This window comes from Rhodococcus sp. PvR044 (assembly GCF_040548995.1).
Lineage (GTDB): Bacteria > Actinomycetota > Actinomycetes > Mycobacteriales > Mycobacteriaceae > Rhodococcus_G > Rhodococcus_G oryzae.
Map to the genome: position 1 here is coordinate 1 of NZ_JBEPSX010000015.1, position 16,507 is coordinate 16,507.

The 16,507-nt window shown below is 67.4% G+C and carries 20 protein-coding genes; 10 read left to right on the forward strand and 10 right to left on the reverse strand.

Annotation, left to right across the window (positions count from 1 at the left end):
- Positions 1-277: 277 nt before the first annotated feature.
- A complete protein-coding gene (gene aztD / locus ABIC28_RS24840; protein WP_354581328.1) occupies positions 278-1,525 on the forward strand; it encodes a zinc metallochaperone AztD in 1,248 nt (415 codons plus the stop codon).
- 26 nt (positions 1,526-1,551) lie between these two features.
- Here the strand turns inward: aztD and ABIC28_RS24845 are convergent, their stop codons facing one another.
- The 4 genes from ABIC28_RS24845 to ABIC28_RS24860 form a co-directional block, all read right to left on the reverse strand.
- Entirely contained in the window at positions 1,552-2,775 is a 1,224-nt protein-coding gene (locus ABIC28_RS24845) for a globin domain-containing protein (RefSeq protein ID WP_354581330.1), read from the reverse strand.
- A 97-nt stretch (positions 2,776-2,872) separates the two neighbouring features.
- Positions 2,873-3,088, reverse strand: coding sequence for a hypothetical protein (locus ABIC28_RS24850; RefSeq protein WP_354581332.1), 216 nt, complete (start codon positions 3,086-3,088; stop codon positions 2,873-2,875).
- Positions 3,089-3,198: 110 nt separating this feature from the next.
- Positions 3,199-4,119: a pseudouridine synthase gene (locus tag ABIC28_RS24855; protein WP_354581334.1), complete on the reverse strand. Its 921-nt coding sequence runs from the start codon at positions 4,117-4,119 to the stop codon at positions 3,199-3,201.
- Positions 4,120-4,168: 49 nt separating this feature from the next.
- Positions 4,169-5,263 (reverse strand): Gfo/Idh/MocA family protein, encoded by a 1,095-nt coding sequence (locus ABIC28_RS24860; RefSeq protein ID WP_097214184.1) that lies wholly within the window; start codon positions 5,261-5,263, stop codon positions 4,169-4,171.
- Between the two features lie 229 nt (positions 5,264-5,492).
- Between ABIC28_RS24860 and ABIC28_RS24865 the strand changes: the two genes are divergently transcribed.
- From ABIC28_RS24865 to ABIC28_RS24880, 4 genes are all read left to right on the forward strand, one after another.
- Positions 5,493-5,756 carry a hypothetical protein gene (locus ABIC28_RS24865; RefSeq protein ID WP_354581337.1) on the forward strand — a complete coding sequence of 88 codons (264 nt, stop codon included), beginning with the start codon at positions 5,493-5,495 and terminating at the stop codon, positions 5,754-5,756.
- A 150-nt stretch (positions 5,757-5,906) separates the two neighbouring features.
- A complete protein-coding gene (locus ABIC28_RS24870) occupies positions 5,907-6,128 on the forward strand; it encodes a hypothetical protein (RefSeq protein WP_143548527.1) in 222 nt (73 codons plus the stop codon).
- 72 nt (positions 6,129-6,200) lie between these two features.
- Positions 6,201-7,079, forward strand: coding sequence for an oxidoreductase (locus ABIC28_RS24875; protein ID WP_097214186.1), 879 nt, complete (start codon positions 6,201-6,203; stop codon positions 7,077-7,079).
- An 8-nt stretch (positions 7,080-7,087) separates the two neighbouring features.
- Complete coding sequence (locus ABIC28_RS24880; protein WP_097214187.1) at positions 7,088-7,621, forward strand: VOC family protein; 534 nt, start codon at positions 7,088-7,090, stop codon at positions 7,619-7,621.
- An 18-nt stretch (positions 7,622-7,639) separates the two neighbouring features.
- Here ABIC28_RS24880 and ABIC28_RS24885 read toward each other — a convergent pair whose 3' ends face one another.
- Both ABIC28_RS24885 and ABIC28_RS24890 read right to left on the reverse strand, forming a co-directional pair.
- Positions 7,640-8,068 (reverse strand): organic hydroperoxide resistance protein, encoded by a 429-nt coding sequence (locus tag ABIC28_RS24885; protein ID WP_097214247.1) that lies wholly within the window; start codon positions 8,066-8,068, stop codon positions 7,640-7,642.
- Positions 8,069-8,109: 41 nt separating this feature from the next.
- Positions 8,110-8,550: a MarR family winged helix-turn-helix transcriptional regulator gene (locus ABIC28_RS24890; RefSeq protein WP_097214188.1), complete on the reverse strand. Its 441-nt coding sequence runs from the start codon at positions 8,548-8,550 to the stop codon at positions 8,110-8,112.
- A gap of 242 nt (positions 8,551-8,792) precedes the next feature.
- On the opposite strand from ABIC28_RS24890, the gene ABIC28_RS24895 reads away from it, so the two are divergent.
- Together ABIC28_RS24895 and ABIC28_RS24900 are read left to right on the forward strand one after the other, a co-directional pair.
- Positions 8,793-9,581 (forward strand): putative protein N(5)-glutamine methyltransferase, encoded by a 789-nt coding sequence (locus ABIC28_RS24895; RefSeq protein ID WP_097214189.1) that lies wholly within the window; start codon positions 8,793-8,795, stop codon positions 9,579-9,581.
- A gap of 135 nt (positions 9,582-9,716) precedes the next feature.
- Positions 9,717-10,460, forward strand: coding sequence for an SDR family oxidoreductase (locus tag ABIC28_RS24900; protein ID WP_097214248.1), 744 nt, complete (start codon positions 9,717-9,719; stop codon positions 10,458-10,460).
- Between the two features lie 42 nt (positions 10,461-10,502).
- Here the strand turns inward: ABIC28_RS24900 and ABIC28_RS24905 are convergent, their stop codons facing one another.
- Positions 10,503-11,681, reverse strand: a complete 1,179-nt coding sequence (locus tag ABIC28_RS24905; RefSeq protein ID WP_179800713.1) for a serine hydrolase domain-containing protein — start codon at positions 11,679-11,681, stop codon at positions 10,503-10,505.
- Positions 11,682-11,985: 304 nt separating this feature from the next.
- On the opposite strand from ABIC28_RS24905, the gene ABIC28_RS24910 reads away from it, so the two are divergent.
- Complete coding sequence (locus ABIC28_RS24910; protein WP_209927525.1) at positions 11,986-12,546, forward strand: hypothetical protein; 561 nt, start codon at positions 11,986-11,988, stop codon at positions 12,544-12,546.
- Between the two features lie 62 nt (positions 12,547-12,608).
- On the opposite strand, the gene ABIC28_RS24915 is transcribed toward ABIC28_RS24910, so the two are convergent.
- Together ABIC28_RS24915 and ABIC28_RS24920 are read right to left on the reverse strand one after the other, a co-directional pair.
- Complete coding sequence (locus ABIC28_RS24915) at positions 12,609-13,040, reverse strand: hypothetical protein (RefSeq protein WP_209927523.1); 432 nt, start codon at positions 13,038-13,040, stop codon at positions 12,609-12,611.
- Positions 13,037-13,585, reverse strand: a complete 549-nt coding sequence (locus tag ABIC28_RS24920; protein WP_097214192.1) for a DUF4262 domain-containing protein — start codon at positions 13,583-13,585, stop codon at positions 13,037-13,039. Before ABIC28_RS24920 ends, ABIC28_RS24915 begins: the two co-directional genes overlap by 4 nt.
- 396 nt (positions 13,586-13,981) lie before the next feature.
- Between ABIC28_RS24920 and ABIC28_RS24925 the strand changes: the two genes are divergently transcribed.
- Positions 13,982-14,464 (forward strand): hypothetical protein, encoded by a 483-nt coding sequence (locus ABIC28_RS24925; protein ID WP_143548528.1) that lies wholly within the window; start codon positions 13,982-13,984, stop codon positions 14,462-14,464.
- A 113-nt stretch (positions 14,465-14,577) separates the two neighbouring features.
- Here ABIC28_RS24925 and ABIC28_RS24930 read toward each other — a convergent pair whose 3' ends face one another.
- Positions 14,578-15,702: a 3-ketosteroid-9-alpha-monooxygenase, oxygenase component gene (locus ABIC28_RS24930; protein ID WP_245221043.1), complete on the reverse strand. Its 1,125-nt coding sequence runs from the start codon at positions 15,700-15,702 to the stop codon at positions 14,578-14,580.
- A gap of 52 nt (positions 15,703-15,754) precedes the next feature.
- Here ABIC28_RS24930 and ABIC28_RS24935 point away from each other — a divergent pair, with 52 nt between their 5' ends.
- Entirely contained in the window at positions 15,755-16,327 is a 573-nt protein-coding gene (locus ABIC28_RS24935) for a TetR/AcrR family transcriptional regulator (protein ID WP_097214195.1), read from the forward strand.
- The last annotated feature ends 180 nt before the right edge of the window (positions 16,328-16,507 follow it).

Here is a 16,507-nt window from a genome sequence, read left to right on the forward strand (position 1 = left end):
CACCGGTCGACATCAGGCCGATCGCCACGGCCGCGGCAGCACCGACGCCAGCAATACGGATGCCGCGCTTACGGATCTCGCTCATTGAATCCCCTTCATCGGCCGCGGCGCGTGGGCATGCGGCACCAGGTCACATGGAAATGATTTCCAGAAACCTAGGGATGGCAGGGGGGTGTTGTCAAATGTCCTCCCGGGGAAGGCTTTTCGATCAAATGAGTGCACGCATGCGCATTATATACTTTGACAATCATTTGCAATAAGGCCGAAGCTGGTGGGCATGACCCAGACCCTCACTCCTCGTGTTCGCGCCGCGGCGGCGTCCGCCGTCCTCGCGATCGCCCTGCTCGCCGGCTGCTCGTCCGGGATCGACCCGCAGGAGCAGGCCACCGCCGCCGCTGGATCCGAAACCGCTGGACCGGTGGAGGCTTCGGGCGCGACACCGCGTCTCGCGGTGTCATACGACGGTGGCATCCTGGTGCTCGATGCCGAGAGTCTCGAGGTGGTCGGACAGGTATCCGTCGACGGCTTCACCCGGCTGAACCCGGCGGGAGACGGCAGGCATGTCCTCGTCGCCACCGGCGACGCCTTCGAGGTGCTCGACACCGGGACCTGGTCCGAGCCGCACGGCGACCACTCGCATCACTACACCGCGGCCCCGGCGTTCACCGGCACCGAGTTCGCCGCGAACAAGCCCGGCCACGTGGTCCGGCACTCCGATCGCACCGTGCTGTTCCACGATGGGTCCGGGCTGGTCGAGATGTTCGATCCGCACGGGCTGGCGGAAGGGAAACCGGCGGTGGACAGCCACACGACCGCCGAGCCGCACCACGGGGTGGCGGTGGAACTGGAGAACGGCGGACTGATCACCACGCTCGGCGACGAGAAGGCCCGCACTGGCATCGTCGTCCTCGACCGGGAGCGCCGGGAGGTCACCCGCAACGAACACTGCCCCGGCGTGCACGGCGAGGCGGCGGCCGCAAACGAGATCGTGGTGTTCGGATGCCAGGACGGGGTGCTCGTCTACCGCGATGGCGTGGTCACGAAGATCTCTAGCCCGGACGCCTACGGCCGGATCGGCAACCAGGCAGGCACGGACACCTCCGACGTGGTGCTCGGCGACTACAAGACGGACCGCGACGCCGAACTCGAACGACCGCAGCGGGTGATGCTGGTCAACACGACAACCGCAGCGATGACGCCCGTCGACCTCGGCACCAGCTACACCTTCCGGTCCCTCGGTCGCGGCCCGCGCGGTGAGGCGCTGGTGCTGGGTACTGACGGCTTCCTGCATGTGATCGACCAGAACGCGGGGGCGGTGACCAACCGGATACCGGTGCTCGGTGCCTGGACCCAGCCGGAGAAGTGGCAGTCGCCGCGGCCGGCCCTGTTCGTCGACGGCGGTACGGCCTACGTCAGTGATCCGGCCGCGAAGTCGATCCATGCGGTCGACCTCGCGGCCGGCACCGTGGCCCGTTCGGCGGTGCTGCCGCAGTCGCCCATCGAGCTGACCGGCGTCGGCGGCTAGCTGTACAGCCAACCGCCGCGCGGAGGTCAGCTTGCCGAGGCCCAGCTGTCCGGGCCGAACACCTCGTAGTGGATGTGCTCGGCCGGGACCTGGCGTTCCATCAGCGTCTCGCGGACGGAGAGCATGAACGGCAACGGCCCGCACAGGTAGACCTGGGTGTCCGGCTCGATCTGGATGGCGGACAGGTCGGCCCGGCCGAGGTGCGTGGTGTCGCCCGCGGCCCGGGCGCCCAGGTCCTCGTACCACCGGTGCATCACCGCGAACGGCATCCGCTGCACCAGCTGGGTCAGCTCCGCCCGGTGCGCATGCTGGGCCGGGGAGCGGTCCGCGTGCAGCACGGAGACCTGGCGCGGGTCGCCGGTGGCGGCGAGGTGGTTGAGCATTCCGATCATGGGGGTGCAGCCGATCCCGGCGGACACCAGCAGCAGGGGAGCGTCGTCGTCCTCGAGGACCAAGTCGCCGAAGGGCAGCGAGACGGAAACCTCGTCGCCCTCGAAAAGATTGCGGTACAAGTGGTTCGAGACCTCGCCCGCCGGAGTTGCCGACCCGTCGGGCAGCGGCTGCGCCGGGACAGCCTTGACGCTGATCTGCCACTCGGACTGCGACGGCGCGCCGACCAGGCTGTACTGCCGGATCTGGCGTGCGCCGTCGGGCAGTCGGACGCCGACGGAGACGTACTGTCCCGGCCGGTACGCGGGCAGGGGTTCGCCGTCGGCCGGCTCGAGGATGAAGGTGACGGTGTCCGCGGACTGGAGGACGCGTCGGCCCACCGCCATGCGACGCCAGACGTCGCCGGCCTGGACCCCGGACGCGGAGTAGAGGTCGGCCTCGAGTCCGATCAGGGTGTCGGCCATCAGCCAGTAGACCTCGTCCCATGCGGCCGCGACCTCCGGGGTGACGGCTTCGCCGAGGACCTCCACGATCGCCTCGAACAGGTACTTGTGCACGATCACGTACTGGTCGGCGGTGATGCCGAGCGAGGCGTGCTTGTTCGCGATCCGCGACATGATCAGCTCCGTGCGGGGGGCGTCGGGGCTGACCTGCAGTGCCGCGAATGCGGCGATCGCGCCGGCGAGGGCCTTCTGCTGCTGGCCCTGCTTCTGGTTGCCCCGATTGAACAGATCGCGTTCGAGTTCAGGATGGGCGGCGAACATCTTCGGATAGAAGAGCGCGGTGATGTCCTCGATGGCAGCGCCCACGGCGGGGAGGGTCGCCTTGATGACTTCGGTGGATGCGGGGGAGAGGGTCATGACCCGACGGTATTTAACTTGCATCTGAGATGCCAGTATTGTGACGCACTCCACTACGGTGCGTAGTAGGTCTCCTACCTGTGGGTTCGTCGGTATCTCAGGCGGCGTCGGGCAGGTCTGCGAGGCAGGACTCGGCGTGCGCGGACAGGAACCGGTCGGCGTCCTCCTCGTGGCCGGTGGTGGTCAGCAGCTCGGCGAGGATGTGGGCCTGGCGGAGGTTCGCGGCCCGCGCGACGGCCTCGAGGAAGTCGCGATCAGCGAAGAGGTCCGCGGTGTCGTCTGCGCGCTGGAGGATCATGCAGAGGTCGGTCATCTCGGGCTCCGATCGGTGTGCGGATCCGCCGGGGGTGTCCGGCGGTTTTTCCGATATACCGATGGTGACGGAGATCTGTGAGCGCACGGTGTGCGCTCCTTGGCAATTCGCTAAGGGTTGGGATTGCTGGTCCGCTCCCAGGCGGACAGGCGTCGCTCGCTCACGAAGCGCCGCGGCTTGCCTGTGTGTGGGTCAGCGAATTCAATCGAGCGGGCCAGCAGTTGCAGTGGATTCGAATAGTCCTCCGGTGCAACGTCATACAGTCGTGGATAGAAGCTGTCGCCGACGATCGGGATGCCGAGTGAGTTCAGGTGAACCCGTAGCTGGTGCATCTTCCCGGTGCTCGGGAGCAGTCGATAGCGGGCCAGATCGCCGCGTGCCTCGAGCAGTTCGATGCGGGTGTGGGCGTTCGGTTCCCCGGGTGCCTCGATGCACTGCAGCATTCCGCGTTCCTTGATGATGCGGCTGTGCACGGTCCGTGGCAGTGTCAGCGCCGGATCGAATCCGGCGATCGCCTCGTACTCCTTGGTCACCAGCCGCTGTTCGAACAACAGTTGGTACGCCCGCCTGGCCTCCTGCCGGACCGTGAACACCAGCACGCCTGCCGTCACGCGGTCCAGGCGATGTGCGGGGGTGAGCTCGGGAAGGTCCAGGTCGCGGCGCAGCCGGACCAGCGCCGACTCGACGATGTGCCTGCCCCGCGGCGTGCTGGCGAGAAAGTGCGGCTTGTCCACGACCAGCAGGTCCCGGTCCCGGTGCAGGATCTCGATCTCGAACGGCACCCGCGCCTCGACCGGCGGGTCTCGGTAGAGGTACACGAACGAGCGCGGCGCGAACGCGGTCTCGCTGGTGACCGGCACCCCGTTCCCGCCCATCACCTCTGTCAGTGCGACCTTCTCCCGGAGCCGCGACGCATCGTCGGGGAACCGGGCGAGCAGATACTCCATCACCGTGGTCCACGGGCCGCGTTCGGGCAGCCTCAGCCGGGTGGGGTTGAGGCCGTCGCGGACGGGGAGCGGGGCGGCGGACACACCTCGGAGGGTAGGCGGTCGCCCCCGGCCGAGGCCAGAATCGGCCGGCCTAGGGGGCCTCCACCCGCACGGACCGCCCCTCGTGTGCCGAGCGGCGAATGGCGTCCAGCACAGCCTGTCCGGCGACGCCGTCCCGGAAGGTCGCCGCCGGGGGCTCGTTCGGGTCGGGGGCCTGCCCGAGAATGCGCCTGCGGAATGCATCGGCGAGCCGGGCATACGGGGCGCGATCGAGCCCGGTCGAGTGCATCCAGTCGTAGGTGGTCTGGAAGAGGTCGTGCGGCGGCGGTTGCGGGGCAGGGTTGGTCAGGTCGGCCGGCATCGGTACCTCGTGCTCGCCGGTCGCGTCGGCGTGAAAAACCCTGTCGCCGTTGATCGACAGGGTGCCGAGCGTGCCCGCGATGCGGGTGGTCATCAGCAGTGGTCCCCACGCGCCGACCGTGCTCTGCAGCACGCCGTCGACTCCGGTCGTGGTGCGGAAGTGCACGGTGAAGGAGTCCTCCGCGCTCTGCCCACGGTCGGCGACGACCGGCAGCCCGGCGCTGACCATCTCGAATTCGCCCAGGGTGCTACGGATCTGGTCGATCATGTGGGTGCCCTGCGCGCCGAGCCAGCCGCCGCCACTGTTCGCGTCGGTCCACCAGCCGGGCGCTTCGCTGCCCTCGGCGGCGAACAGCGGCAGGTGCATGAGGAAGGTGGCGAGCCGCGGGGCGCCGATCGCCCCGCGGCGGATCTGCCGGGCGAGCAGCGCCTGGGGGCTCGCGTAGCGGAACTCAGTGCCGACCATGTGCACGACGTCGGACTTCTCGGCGGCGGCCAGCATCGCCCGAGCCTCGCTCAGGTCTGCCGCGAACGGCTTCTCACACACCACATGCAGCCCTCGCTCGGCCGCCTCGACGGCCAGGGCGGCATGGGTGTGTGGCGGCGTCGCGATGGTGACTGCGTCGATGTCCGTGACCGAGAGGGCCTCGTCGAGGGAGGTCGCGGCGTGCGGTATCCCCATGCGCTCGGCGCGGTCCACGGTTCGTTCCCGATCGCGGCCGACGAGGGCGCGGACCTCGAACCCGGCATCCCGGAACGCCGGTACGTGGGTGATGCAGCCGAAGCCGGTCCCGATCACGGCCAGCCCAAGTGTCTTGTCCGTCATGTGTGTCCTTGTCCGTAGTTGGTAGTTATCCGATGTAACTGATGGGAGGTCCGGCGGAATGTTGTCCGACGGTGGACCAGGCGTCACGCGTACCGTATGACGCTTAGATCGTTTGCAGCATAACGCTATTCAAAATAGTCATGGGTGATTGACGGCTGCTGTAGCGTCCACGAAATCGAGTGCCGGTGCCGGTCTGGGCGCCGGAGATGACAGCATTGGAGATTGGGAAATGAATCGGCGTTTTGTTGCGACCCTCATGTTCGTCACCGCAGGAATCTTGATGGCGCCCGCGGCCGCACATGCGGAGACCGTGATCTGTGGGCCGGGTGAGACCCAGACGGACGGGGGCAACAGCTGCTCGAACGGATCGACTCAGGTCAAGCCGACCGCGGAGGACGCCGGCAACAGCTCCAGCGGCTTCGACTTCGAGGCCATCGAGGACCTCGCTTCCTTGATCGAGTCCTTCACGGGCGGTATCAAGAGCGGCCTCTAGCGGCCGTCGAGGTCCGCTGGTCTGAGCCGATAGCTGGGCTGAGGCAATATTCGTTGAAATTGCGATGAACCGAGCGTCCAGTATGTAGGGTCTCGCGCATCGAGAGCCGGCACCGTCGTGGTGGCCGGATGTTATTGCACAGGAGTACGAATGACTCGGCGTTCTATCGCGTGCCTGTTCCTCGTCGGCGCAGGCCTCATGGCCGCACCGGCGGTCGCAAATGCGACCCCGACCCCGCCCCCGGCACAGACGTGCGACAGCACGAACCAGACCCCCACGGACGATGACGATTGCGGGTTCGGTTCGAGCGACGCGCTTGACCTCGCGGCCTTGATCAAGTCCTTCACGGGTGGCTTCAAGAGCGGCATGTAGTAGCACAGCGGCACCACGGGTGTGGGCGCGGATCCATCGGGTCCGCGCCCACACTCGTCGTAAGCTGGGTTGATGGTGAAGTGGACCGCACAGGACATTGCCGATCAGCAGGGCCGCACCTTCGTGGTGACCGGCGCCAACAGCGGGCTGGGTGCGGTCGCCGCCCGCGCTCTGGGGGCGGCGGGAGCCACCGTGATCCTGGCCTGCCGCAACGTCGACAAGGGCGGTGCCGTGGCCGCCCAGATCGGGGAGAACGCGCAGGTGCGCCGCCTCGATCTGGCCGACCTGGCATCGGTGCGCGAGTTCGCCGCCGGCGTCGAGAAGGTCGACGTGTTGATCAACAACGCGGGGGTGATGGCCGTGCCGAAGGGCGCCACCGCCGACGGGTTCGAGACGCAGTTCGGCACGAACCACCTGGGTCACTTCGCGTTGACCGGGTTGCTGCTCGACCGGATCTCCGATCGCGTCGTCACGATGTCGAGCCTCTTCCACCGGCTCGGCAGCATCGATCTCGACGACCCGAACTACCAGCGCCGCACCTACCGCCGCTGGCCGGCGTATGGACAGTCGAAGCTGGCCAACCTGATGTTCGCCTACGAGCTCGACCGTCGACTGAGCCAGGTGGGATCGAGCGTGAAATCCGTTGCTGCCCACCCCGGATACGCGTCCACCGGCCTGCAGGGGCACACCGAGTCCATCTGGGACCGACTGATGGGTATCGGTGACCTGATGGCGCAGAGCGCGGAGATGGGCGCCCTGCCCGAGCTGTACGCCGCGACGGCCGCCGACGTGGCGGGCGGCACCTACTTCGGGCCCGACGGGCCCTTCGAGCAGCGCGGCTACCCCAAGGTGGTCGGCTCCTCGTCGAAGTCGCGGGACAAGACGGTGGCCCGGGCGCTGTGGGGCGAGTCCGAGCGGCTGACCGGCGTCACCTACTCATTCGAAAGCTGAGCACACAGATGTCGATTCGCCGACTGAACCATGCCGTGTTGTTCGTGGCCGACCTCGAGCGCAGCCTGGCGTTCTACCAGGACGTGCTCGGATTCCGTCCGCTCCCGGGGGGATTTCCGGGCGCGGCCTTCCTGCAGGCCGCGAACTCGGCAAACGACCACGACCTGGGCCTGTTCCAGAGCCCGAGTGGGCCGAGCCGCGCCCGCCAGGGCGACGTGGGGCTCTATCACCTCGCCTGGGAGGTGGACACCCTCACCGATCTGGCCTCGATGCGCGAGAAGCTCATCGAGGCGGGGGCGCTGACCGGTGCGAGTAATCACGGGTCGACCAAGGCCCTGTACGCCAGGGATCCGGACGGTATCGAGTTCGAGGTGTGCTGGCTCGTTCCGGACGACCGGGTGGAGGAGGAGCTGGTGCCGGGCATGCCGCCGACCCGCCCCCTCGACATCGACGGCGAGATCGAGAGGTACGGGCCGGAGACCCCGAGCGGTCCGCGCACCGATCCCGCCGTGTGGGAACGGATCTTCGCCCGCCGGTCCTGATCTCCTTGTCGGCGAGACCTATTCGTCGGCCTCGGCCACCACGAGGGTGACCTCGATGTTGCCGCGGGTGGCGTTCGAGTACGGGCAGACCTGGTGAGCCTTCGCCGTCAGGTCCTCTGCCTCGGCGCGAGCCAGGTGCGGTAGCGACACCTCGAGGGTGACCTCGAGACCGAATCCGCCGCCGTCGAGCGAGCCGATGCCGACCCTGGCGCCGACCGCCGAGTCGGCGACGTTCGCCTTGGCCTGGCGGGCGACCAGCTGCAGCGCGGAGTGGAAGCAGGCCGCGTAGCCGGCCGCGAAGAGCTGCTCGGGGTTGGTGCCGTCGCCGGTGCCGCCCATAGCGGTCGGGATGGCGAGATCGAAGTCCAGCCTGCCGTCCGAGGAGCGGGCGTGGCCGTTGCGTCCGTCGCCGGTGGCGAGGGCCTCTGCGGTGTAGAGCGTCTTCATCATTTCTCCTTCGGTGGTGCCAGGGAATGGGTTGGTGGGGTTCAGGATCGGGTCGAGTCCTGGAGTGCGCCGGTGACCCGGACCAGGGCCTCCCGGAGGGTGGCCAGCTCCGGCTCGGACATCCCGGTGGAATCGGCGAGCCGCCGTGGGATGCCCTGCGCGCGGTCGCGGAGGGCCCGTCCGGTGGTGGTCAGGTGGATCTCCACGCGGCGCTCGTCGGTGCTCAGGCGTCGGCGTTCGATGAGCCCGAGGCCCTCCAGTCTCTTGAGTAGGGGCGAGAGTGTGCCGGTGTCCAGGCCGAGCTCCGTGCAGATCTCGCGGACCCCGCGGCCGTCGCGCTCCCAGAGCGTCAGCATCACCAGGTACTGCGGGTAGGTGAGGCCGAGATCCTCCAGGAGTGGGCGATACGCAGCGGTGGCGGCGCGCGAGGCCGAGTAGAGGGCGAAGCACACCTGCCGGTCGAGGGCGAGTTCATCGGTCACGAGAATGAAGGTAGTGCACGGCTAAGTTGTGCACAACCAAGTGTGATGCGGCTCAAACGACCCTCGAAATATCGGTGGCCGGGTGGTTGTGGCTCGGGTATCGTTCGCGTCCGCAGTAGTCGTCCGGCCGAGGAGGTGAGACCGGTGTCCGTTTTGGCAACCCGGGTGCTCTCACCGTGTGCGGTCCGACCGGCGTAGGTGATCGCGAGAGCGCCCATCGGAATTTCCCGAAAGGCGTTCCCATGTCTGCTATCTCATCGCTGTGCCCGCAAATCCCCATCGTCGCCCGGTTGCGCGCCGCCGGCTGCGTCTTCGCGGAGGACGAGGCGCGCCTGCTCGCCGCCGCCGCCGCGACCCCCGACCACCTCGAGGCCATGGTGGACCGCCGCGTCGCCGGCCTGCCCCTCGAGCAGATCCTCGGCTGGGCCGAGTTCTGCGGGCTGCGCATCGCCGTTGACCCCGGGGTCTTCGTACCCCGCCGCCGCACCGAGTTCCTCGCCCGTCAGGCGGCGGCCGTCGCCCACCGCCGGGCGGTTGTCCTCGATCTCTGTTGTGGGTCCGGTGCGGTGGGCGTCGCGCTGACCGCGGCCGGGGGTGACATCGAACTGCACGCGGTCGACGTCGATCCGGCCGCCGTCCGCTGCGCGCGCCGCAATGCCGCCGGAGCCCGGGTGTACGAGGGCGATCTCTACGATCCGCTGCCCCGGTCCCTGCGCGGTCGGGTCGACGTCCTGGTGGCCAACGCGCCCTACGTGCCCACCGGCTCGATCGGGATGTTGCCGCCGGAGGCCCGCGTCCACGAGCCGATGCTGGCGCTCGACGGTGGGACCGACGGTGTCGACATCCAGCGCAAGGTCGCCGCCGGTGCCACCCGCTGGCTGGCGCCGGACGGACACCTGTTGATCGAGACCAGCGAACGGCAGGCGCCGCTCACGGTCGACGCCTTCGCCCGCGGTGGACTGACTCCCCGGGTCGCGCGCTCGGAGGAGTCCGGCGCCACCGTCGTGATCGGAACCAGGCGCCCCGGCTGAGGACACGATGCCGGGTACCGTCAATCCTGCGGTGCGTGCGTGTCGACGTAGCCACCCGCCTTGCCTTGGACCGAGTGGACCAGACCCCGCGCACGACGGCGCATGTGAGTGTCTGACGAGGTAGGAGGAATGAGGATGAGGATTGTTGTGATCGGCGGCACCGGGCTGATCGGCTCGAAGCTCGTCGCTCGATTGAGTGCGGATGGCCACCAGGCAGTTCCGGCCGCACCCAGCACGGGCGTGAACACCCTCACAGGTGAGGGAGTCCAAGACGTGCTGCGGGGTGCGAATGTGGTGGTCGATGTCTCCAATTCGCCGTCGTTCGCCGACGACAATGTCATGAACTTCTTCCGGACCTCCACCACGAACCTGCTCGAGGTCGCCGCCGCGGCCGGCGTCGGACACTACGTCGCCCTGTCGGTGGTCGGCGCGGATCGGCTGCCGGAGTCCGGGTACCTGCGGGCGAAGGCGGCGCAGGAGGAGCTGATCACAGGATCGGGCCTGCCATACTCGCTGGTGCATGCGACGCAGTTCTTCGAATTCGCTGGTGGCATAGCCGATTCCGCGACCGTCGACGGCGAGGTGCGGCTCCCGGGCGCCGGCGTCCAGCCCATTGCCGCGGACGAGGTGGCACCGGCCGTTGGCCGCGCGGCGGTGGGCACCCCGCTGAACGGCACCGTCGAGGTCGCGGGTCCGGAAGTGTTCGGCATGGACCAGTGGATCCGCACCGTGCTGGCCGCGCGTTCCGATCCGCGCACGGTGGTCACCGATCCTCAGGCGCGGTACTTCGGGGCGGTGCTGGGACCCGAGAGCCTGCTGCCCGGCAGCGGCGCAGAGCTGGCGCAGACATCACTGTCGGAGTGGCTGGCCCGCCAGTGATCTGATCGTGGAGATCACCGCTCACCGCAACGACGCCTCGGCTTACGGGGTGCTGGGGCCTCCGGCGCACAATGCGTGGTCGATCAGGGTGCTGGCCGTGATCGTTTGCTGCTGTATGTGCTCCAGGGTGTCGCCGCGTGCCTCGGACATGGATACCACGGCGCTGCGCTTGCCGTCGTCGGTCACGCCGTTGAGGGTGATGTAGCCGCCGTCCCCACCCTCGTGGCTCCAGTAGGTTCGTCCGCAGCTCAGGGGGCGTTCGACCAGGCCGAGGCCGTATCGGCCGTCTGGCCACATTTGTTGGACCTCCGCGCTCACGGGGACGGTCTGCTTCATCTCGTCCAGTTGCCGGGCCGGCAGCAGGCGGCCCGCGAGCAGCGCGCGGAAGAAGTCGTTCTCGTCGCTCGTGGTCGTCACCCACGAGAGGTTCTCGGACACTGGTATCTGATCGGTGACGTCCACCACCGAATCGGGGCCGAAGAACTGGTAGGCCCGGGCGTGCGGCTGGGGCAGGGTGGGCGAAGTGCCCATCCATCGGGTCTGGTCTAGGCCGAGTGGGCGCAGGATACGGTCGTCGATCTCCTGGTGGCCGGGTTGACCGGTGGCCTTCTCGATGATCATGTCGAGCAGGACGTAGCCGGTGTTGGAGTACTCCCAGCCCTCGCCGGGCGGGAAGGCAGGAGCGTGCGCCACGGCGCGGGCAACCAGCTGCTCGGGTTCATAGAGGTCGTGGCGCTGCTGGTAGTACTCCTCCGGCGTTGTGTATCCGGGCAGGTCGTCGTGGATGCCGCTGGTGTGCTGGAGCAGTTGGCGGATGGTGATCCGGCTGCCGTCGTTGCCGTTGCCCTGCAACACTTCTGGTAGCCAGTGGTCGACGGTGTCGTCCAGGGACAGCCCGTCCTCGGCCTCCAGTTGGAGGATCACGGTGGCGACCAGCGTCTTGGACGTGCTGGCCATGCGAAAGTAGCCGTCGGAATTGACGGGGCTGCCGGTGTTCCGGTCGGCGGTGCCGCTGGTGGCGACCGACTGCTGACCGTCAGGCTCGATCACTCGCGCCTGCACCCCGCTGACACCGAGGGCATGGATCGCCTCGGTGTCCTGGCGCAACTGCTCCACAGACGAGTCACCGGCGGAATGGACGACGGCGGCGGCCACCCCGGCGACGAGAATCGTCGCGACACCGAGTGTCACCGCGAGGTGCATTCGCTTGGTCGAAGTCATGAACTGAACGCTAGTTTCGCCAGCACCGGGGCACATCCGGGCGCACCCCTGAGACCGAATTGGGGGAAGACCCCTAGCGCGGGCAGTCGCCAACGGTGTTGTCGTTCATCTGTAGTCGGCAATTGGTCAGGCTGCGCCATCGCGCCGGCGGGTTCGCCGACTGCGAGTGAAACCAACACCCCGGCAAGTGGAATGGCGGGTGGCCTGGAGGTCGCGCAGATTTCCGCGGGGCCGGCGTTGGTCACGCGTGACAACGACACAACAACCCCAGGCCTGCCCACCGGCAGTTGGTAGCGTGATCGTCGTGACTGATCTGGAAGACCTGGTCCTGACTCCCGGTGAGCGGGCCCAGGGGGTCCGAGTCGACAGTGTGATGTTCAGGATGGACTGGACTGGTGAGGACCACCAAGGCCAGCTGGCGGCGTTCGTGGCCGGTCGGGTACGGGCCTTCGGGGCGGAGCCGACGGACATCGACACCGACGTCGTCTACCGCGCGGCCGAGTCCGACCCGACTCTGCGCCGCGGCGATCTCCCGGTCCGCCAGCTCGATCATCTCTCCGGTGTGCTGGCAAATCTCGGCTGCACGCTCGCGGTGCGGGACAACGGCACCGATACCTACGAGGTGCTGGTCGCGTTGACCGGTGAGCGTGGGCTGACCAAACTGACGCACGAGGGCCTCCCGGTGCGGGCCTGGGGCTCGGAACCCGAAGAGACCATGGTCAGCCTGAACTGCCCGGACTGCTCGGAGATGCTGGTCTGGGAGCTGCCGGCGACGGAGACCCTGGCCGACGAGCGCTGTGATTGCGGAGCCGCGTTGTTCGACGCTGGTGGCCGCCCGATGCCCAGCGTCACTCTCCACAGCTGAGCCCAGACGTCCTGCGACCGGGCGCGACACTCGGACCGGCGGTGACCTTCGGGGTGTCCCGCCTACGCCATGCCTCGCAGCTGGCCCGAGGGGCTGTAGTCGATCTTCCAGTCCGTGTACACGCCGAGCGTCCCGTCTCGCAGACACCGAAGCCCGATGCTCACCCAGCGCACGTCGTCGCTCCCGTCGCCGACTGAGGCGAAGCCGACGGCGATGGCGAACTCCTCCCCGCCGCATGGGCATTCGCACTGGACCGGTTCGGCCTCGGGCCACTGGTCCACGCTGTCGGCGATCAGGACGGCGTCGTCGCAGGCCACGCACAGCCGTTCGGCGCAACCTGCCTCGTCGTCCACACCTATCGCGAAGGCTCGTCCGCCGCATCCAGCGCACACCGACTCGGTGACGGTGTCGACGGCGTAGCCACCGGCGCGGTAGTCCTTCACATACGCGGCGAGGGTGGCAAACCCCTCGCCCTGCCCCGAAGCTGGGATCAAAGTTCTGCCGTCCAGCATCCGGCAGGGTGCTCGCTGGGCGGCAGCCACAACTGTGGCTGCGACCCCCGATGCCTCTCCTCGGCCTGGGCTTCCCAGTGGAACCGGTCATACACGTCGGGCCACGCAACTTGCAGCGCAGGGAAAGGCGTCCTCCGGTAGAAGTTGATGGCCTGCCCGAAGTAGGTCCGGTACCAGCGGGGATCAACCTGCCTGAGCGCGACGTGGCGGTCGACTATGACGTCAGTATGCTTCTGGCCGTCGGCCGGTACGGTGCCTGCGGCGGCCATCTCCCCGAGCGTATTGAGGATGCTGTGCATGGCGTGGACATCGATCCCGAACATCGCGAGTTCCGGTACACCGTGGGTGTGGGACAGACCGATCGTGTAGGCGAAACCAGGACCGATCTCGTCCTCGGGAACCATGACGACGTGCCATCCGTGCTGCCGCACATTGTCGATGATCGTCAGCTCAGCCTGGTCTGCTTCGTCTCGGTCGCCGTAGTCATGACACAGGATGCAGCGGCACTGGGACGGATCGTCGGTCATGGGCGGAGGTTACGTGGTGAGCGACTGAGTTGCGCTCCCCGGGCTTGTGAGCGGGCTCCGGTGGCCGCGAGGAGCCTGGGTGACCAACTGCCAACCACGGTGCCCGTTCGCAGCCGTCGCCGTTGTTGTCGTCGTCGGACGCGAATCACCAATGTTGTTGGCAATTCCCGAGGACCCGACCTGCGGTGTGGTCGACTCCGGGGAAGCAGCGGGGCAACCCGGAACATGGCCGAGCTCCGTAACGCGCGGCGGGAGGAAACAGACACACCGGTAGGTCAATCCGGCATGTGGGCCTCGCTGATCAGGCGACTGTTCGCGGTGACCGCACTGACTGTTGGCGCTGAAGGACGATCGGTATCAGTCGTGCTGCTCAGCACGGAACGGGGGAGGAACAGCATGAGGAAACTCATCAGGGGTCGCAGCGCGATCGTCGTGGCCGCACTGGCCACAACGATGATGCTCGGCGTCGGAACGGCAGGCGCGGCACCGGTACCGGCGCGGGCCCTTGACACGTGGGCGGTGTCGGACGACATCGGTCGGTGCGGCATCGTCCGTATCCCGATGACCGTGGGACTGGCCAGTGGATGGCCCGGCGGCGAGGCCTACATCCTGCTGTCCCCGGAGTTCTACCTCCCGGACCTGACCCATCAGCTGACCCAGTGCATGATCGCGGTGACGGTGCACTGGGAGAACCTCGACACCGGCGCCGCTGGCAGTCGCACCGTGTATCCGATGGACAGCAGGGAGAACCCGGCTGCCTACCAGACCTCCGGGAACGCCGCATATGTCGCGTCGGGGCTCGGCCGGGTCCGGTTCTGGCTCAGCACCGCGACCCCGCACGTGTCGGCGCCGCCGATCGAGACCGTCATTTCGCTCTGATCCGACCCCGCACTATCCAGCAGGCGACGCGACGTGGTCATCGCAGCTCGGGCGTGGTGGTGGATGTCGGCGTGCCGGCTTCGGTGGCAGACCGGGTGAGGAGTGCCTGCGCCCTATCCTGCGTTCTTGGCGGCCAGGTTTCGTGCCACCTCGGCCTGCCACACGTCGTTCGCGCGCGCGGTATCGATCTCGTATTCGTAGCGCGCGGTCATCTCTGGGGACACGTCGCCGACGTCGACATAGAACTGTCGGTACCACCGCCGCAGTTGGTAGACCGGACCGTCCTCCTCGGTGAGCAGAGGGTTCTCGATCCTCGTCTTCGACCGCCACACCTCGATGTCCTCGAGGAAGCCCCGGCTGAAGTTCTGGGAGAACGCTCGCGCCATCCTTTCGTTCTGCTCGTCGCTGAGCCCCGGCAGCTTCTGCACCGCAATTCCCCATTGCAACATGAAGGACTCGGACGAGATCGGATAGTGCGAATTGATCAGCGCGACCTCGATCACCGAGTCCGGCGCGACGTGATTGTGGATGAGATTCACCATGTAGGCAGGACCGAAATAAGTTGCCTCCGAACGAAGATGAGCATCCTCCGAGAAGTGTTTGCCCGTGCCGAACACATCCGGGCGGGCCTTCGAATGCATGAACTGTGATGCGCAGTGACCGTCGAGCACGTTCTTGAAGTAGGTCGGATAGGCATGGTGGATGTAGAAGAAGTGGGCCATGTCGACGGTGTTGTCGATGATCTCCCGGCAGTGCGAGCCCTCGATCCGTTCCGAGTTCCACACCCAATCGGTCCATGCCCCCGATTCGATGCCGTCGATCGCCGGTGGCAGCAGATCTGTGGATGCATCGGATCCTTCGGGGTCGTGCCAGATCAGCAGCTGACCGTTGCGCTCCGCCGTAGGCCACCTGCGGGTTCTGGCCAGCCGGGGCACCCGGCGTGCGTAGGGAACGCCCGTGCAACGACCGGTGGGCCCATCCCAGCGCCAGTCGTGGAACGGACAGGCGATCGCACCGTCTTTGATTGTCCCGCCCGACAGGTCGGCGCCCATGTGTCGGCAGTACGCGTCGAGCGCCCGAAGCTCGCCGCCGGCTTCGGCGAAGACCACGATCCGGGTCCCGAATGCATCGAGGCCGTGCGGCCGGCCGTCACGAAACGTGTCGGCGAGCCCCACGCAGTGCCAGCCGCGCGCGTAGCGGTCGATCGGCCGGCCGGTGTCTATGTCTCGATGGTCCATATCCGGATTTAAGCGTGTGTGCTTAAATCCGTCAAGGGTAAGTTCTCCATCCATGACCGTCGACGCATTGCTGCTCGCGGGCGAGCGAATGTTCGCCGAACGCGGCGCCGATGTCCCCCTGCGCGAGATCGCGATCGCCGCGGGCCAGCGAAACAACTCCGCGGTGCAGTACCACTTCGGCGATCGCCAAGGCCTGATCGCGGCGATCGTGCGATGGCGGTTGCAGTCGGTGGAGGCCTCCGGCGCCCGGCTGCTGATCGGCGTCGACCGCGGTGACACCCACGCGCTCGTGGAAGTGCTGGTGGCTTCCCTCGTCGATGCCTCGGTCGAGCAGGGCAGCACCCACTACTTCCGGTTCCTCGAGGTCATGCGCACCCAGGTAAAGGGGTGGCCGGCCGGTGAGGACACCACCTGGTCGATGATCACGAACACACTCGCCGAACTCCTCCCCGAGGGCACCCGGCGGGAGCGGATCAGCCGCACCTCATCGATGGCGACCACGCTGTTCGCGCTCCTGGCCGACTTCGAGCGTGCCCGCGAGGGCGATGACCGATTCGGGCCCACGCAGCCGCAGATCGTGGAGATGCTCGTCGGGCTCCTACGCGCACCGATGAACCCACGATGACGGCACCGCTGGTCTCAAGCGGTGTCCGATGAGGATCCGTCATGCTTTATGGCCTCATCCAACTCGGCGCGGCGGCGAACGAAGAAGCAGTTCGCTCGGAGCCAATACCTTTGGAGTAGAAGTGGATGAACCCACACGATCAAAAACTCCTCAACTTTGCGCGACGTTGGGAGCCCTTCG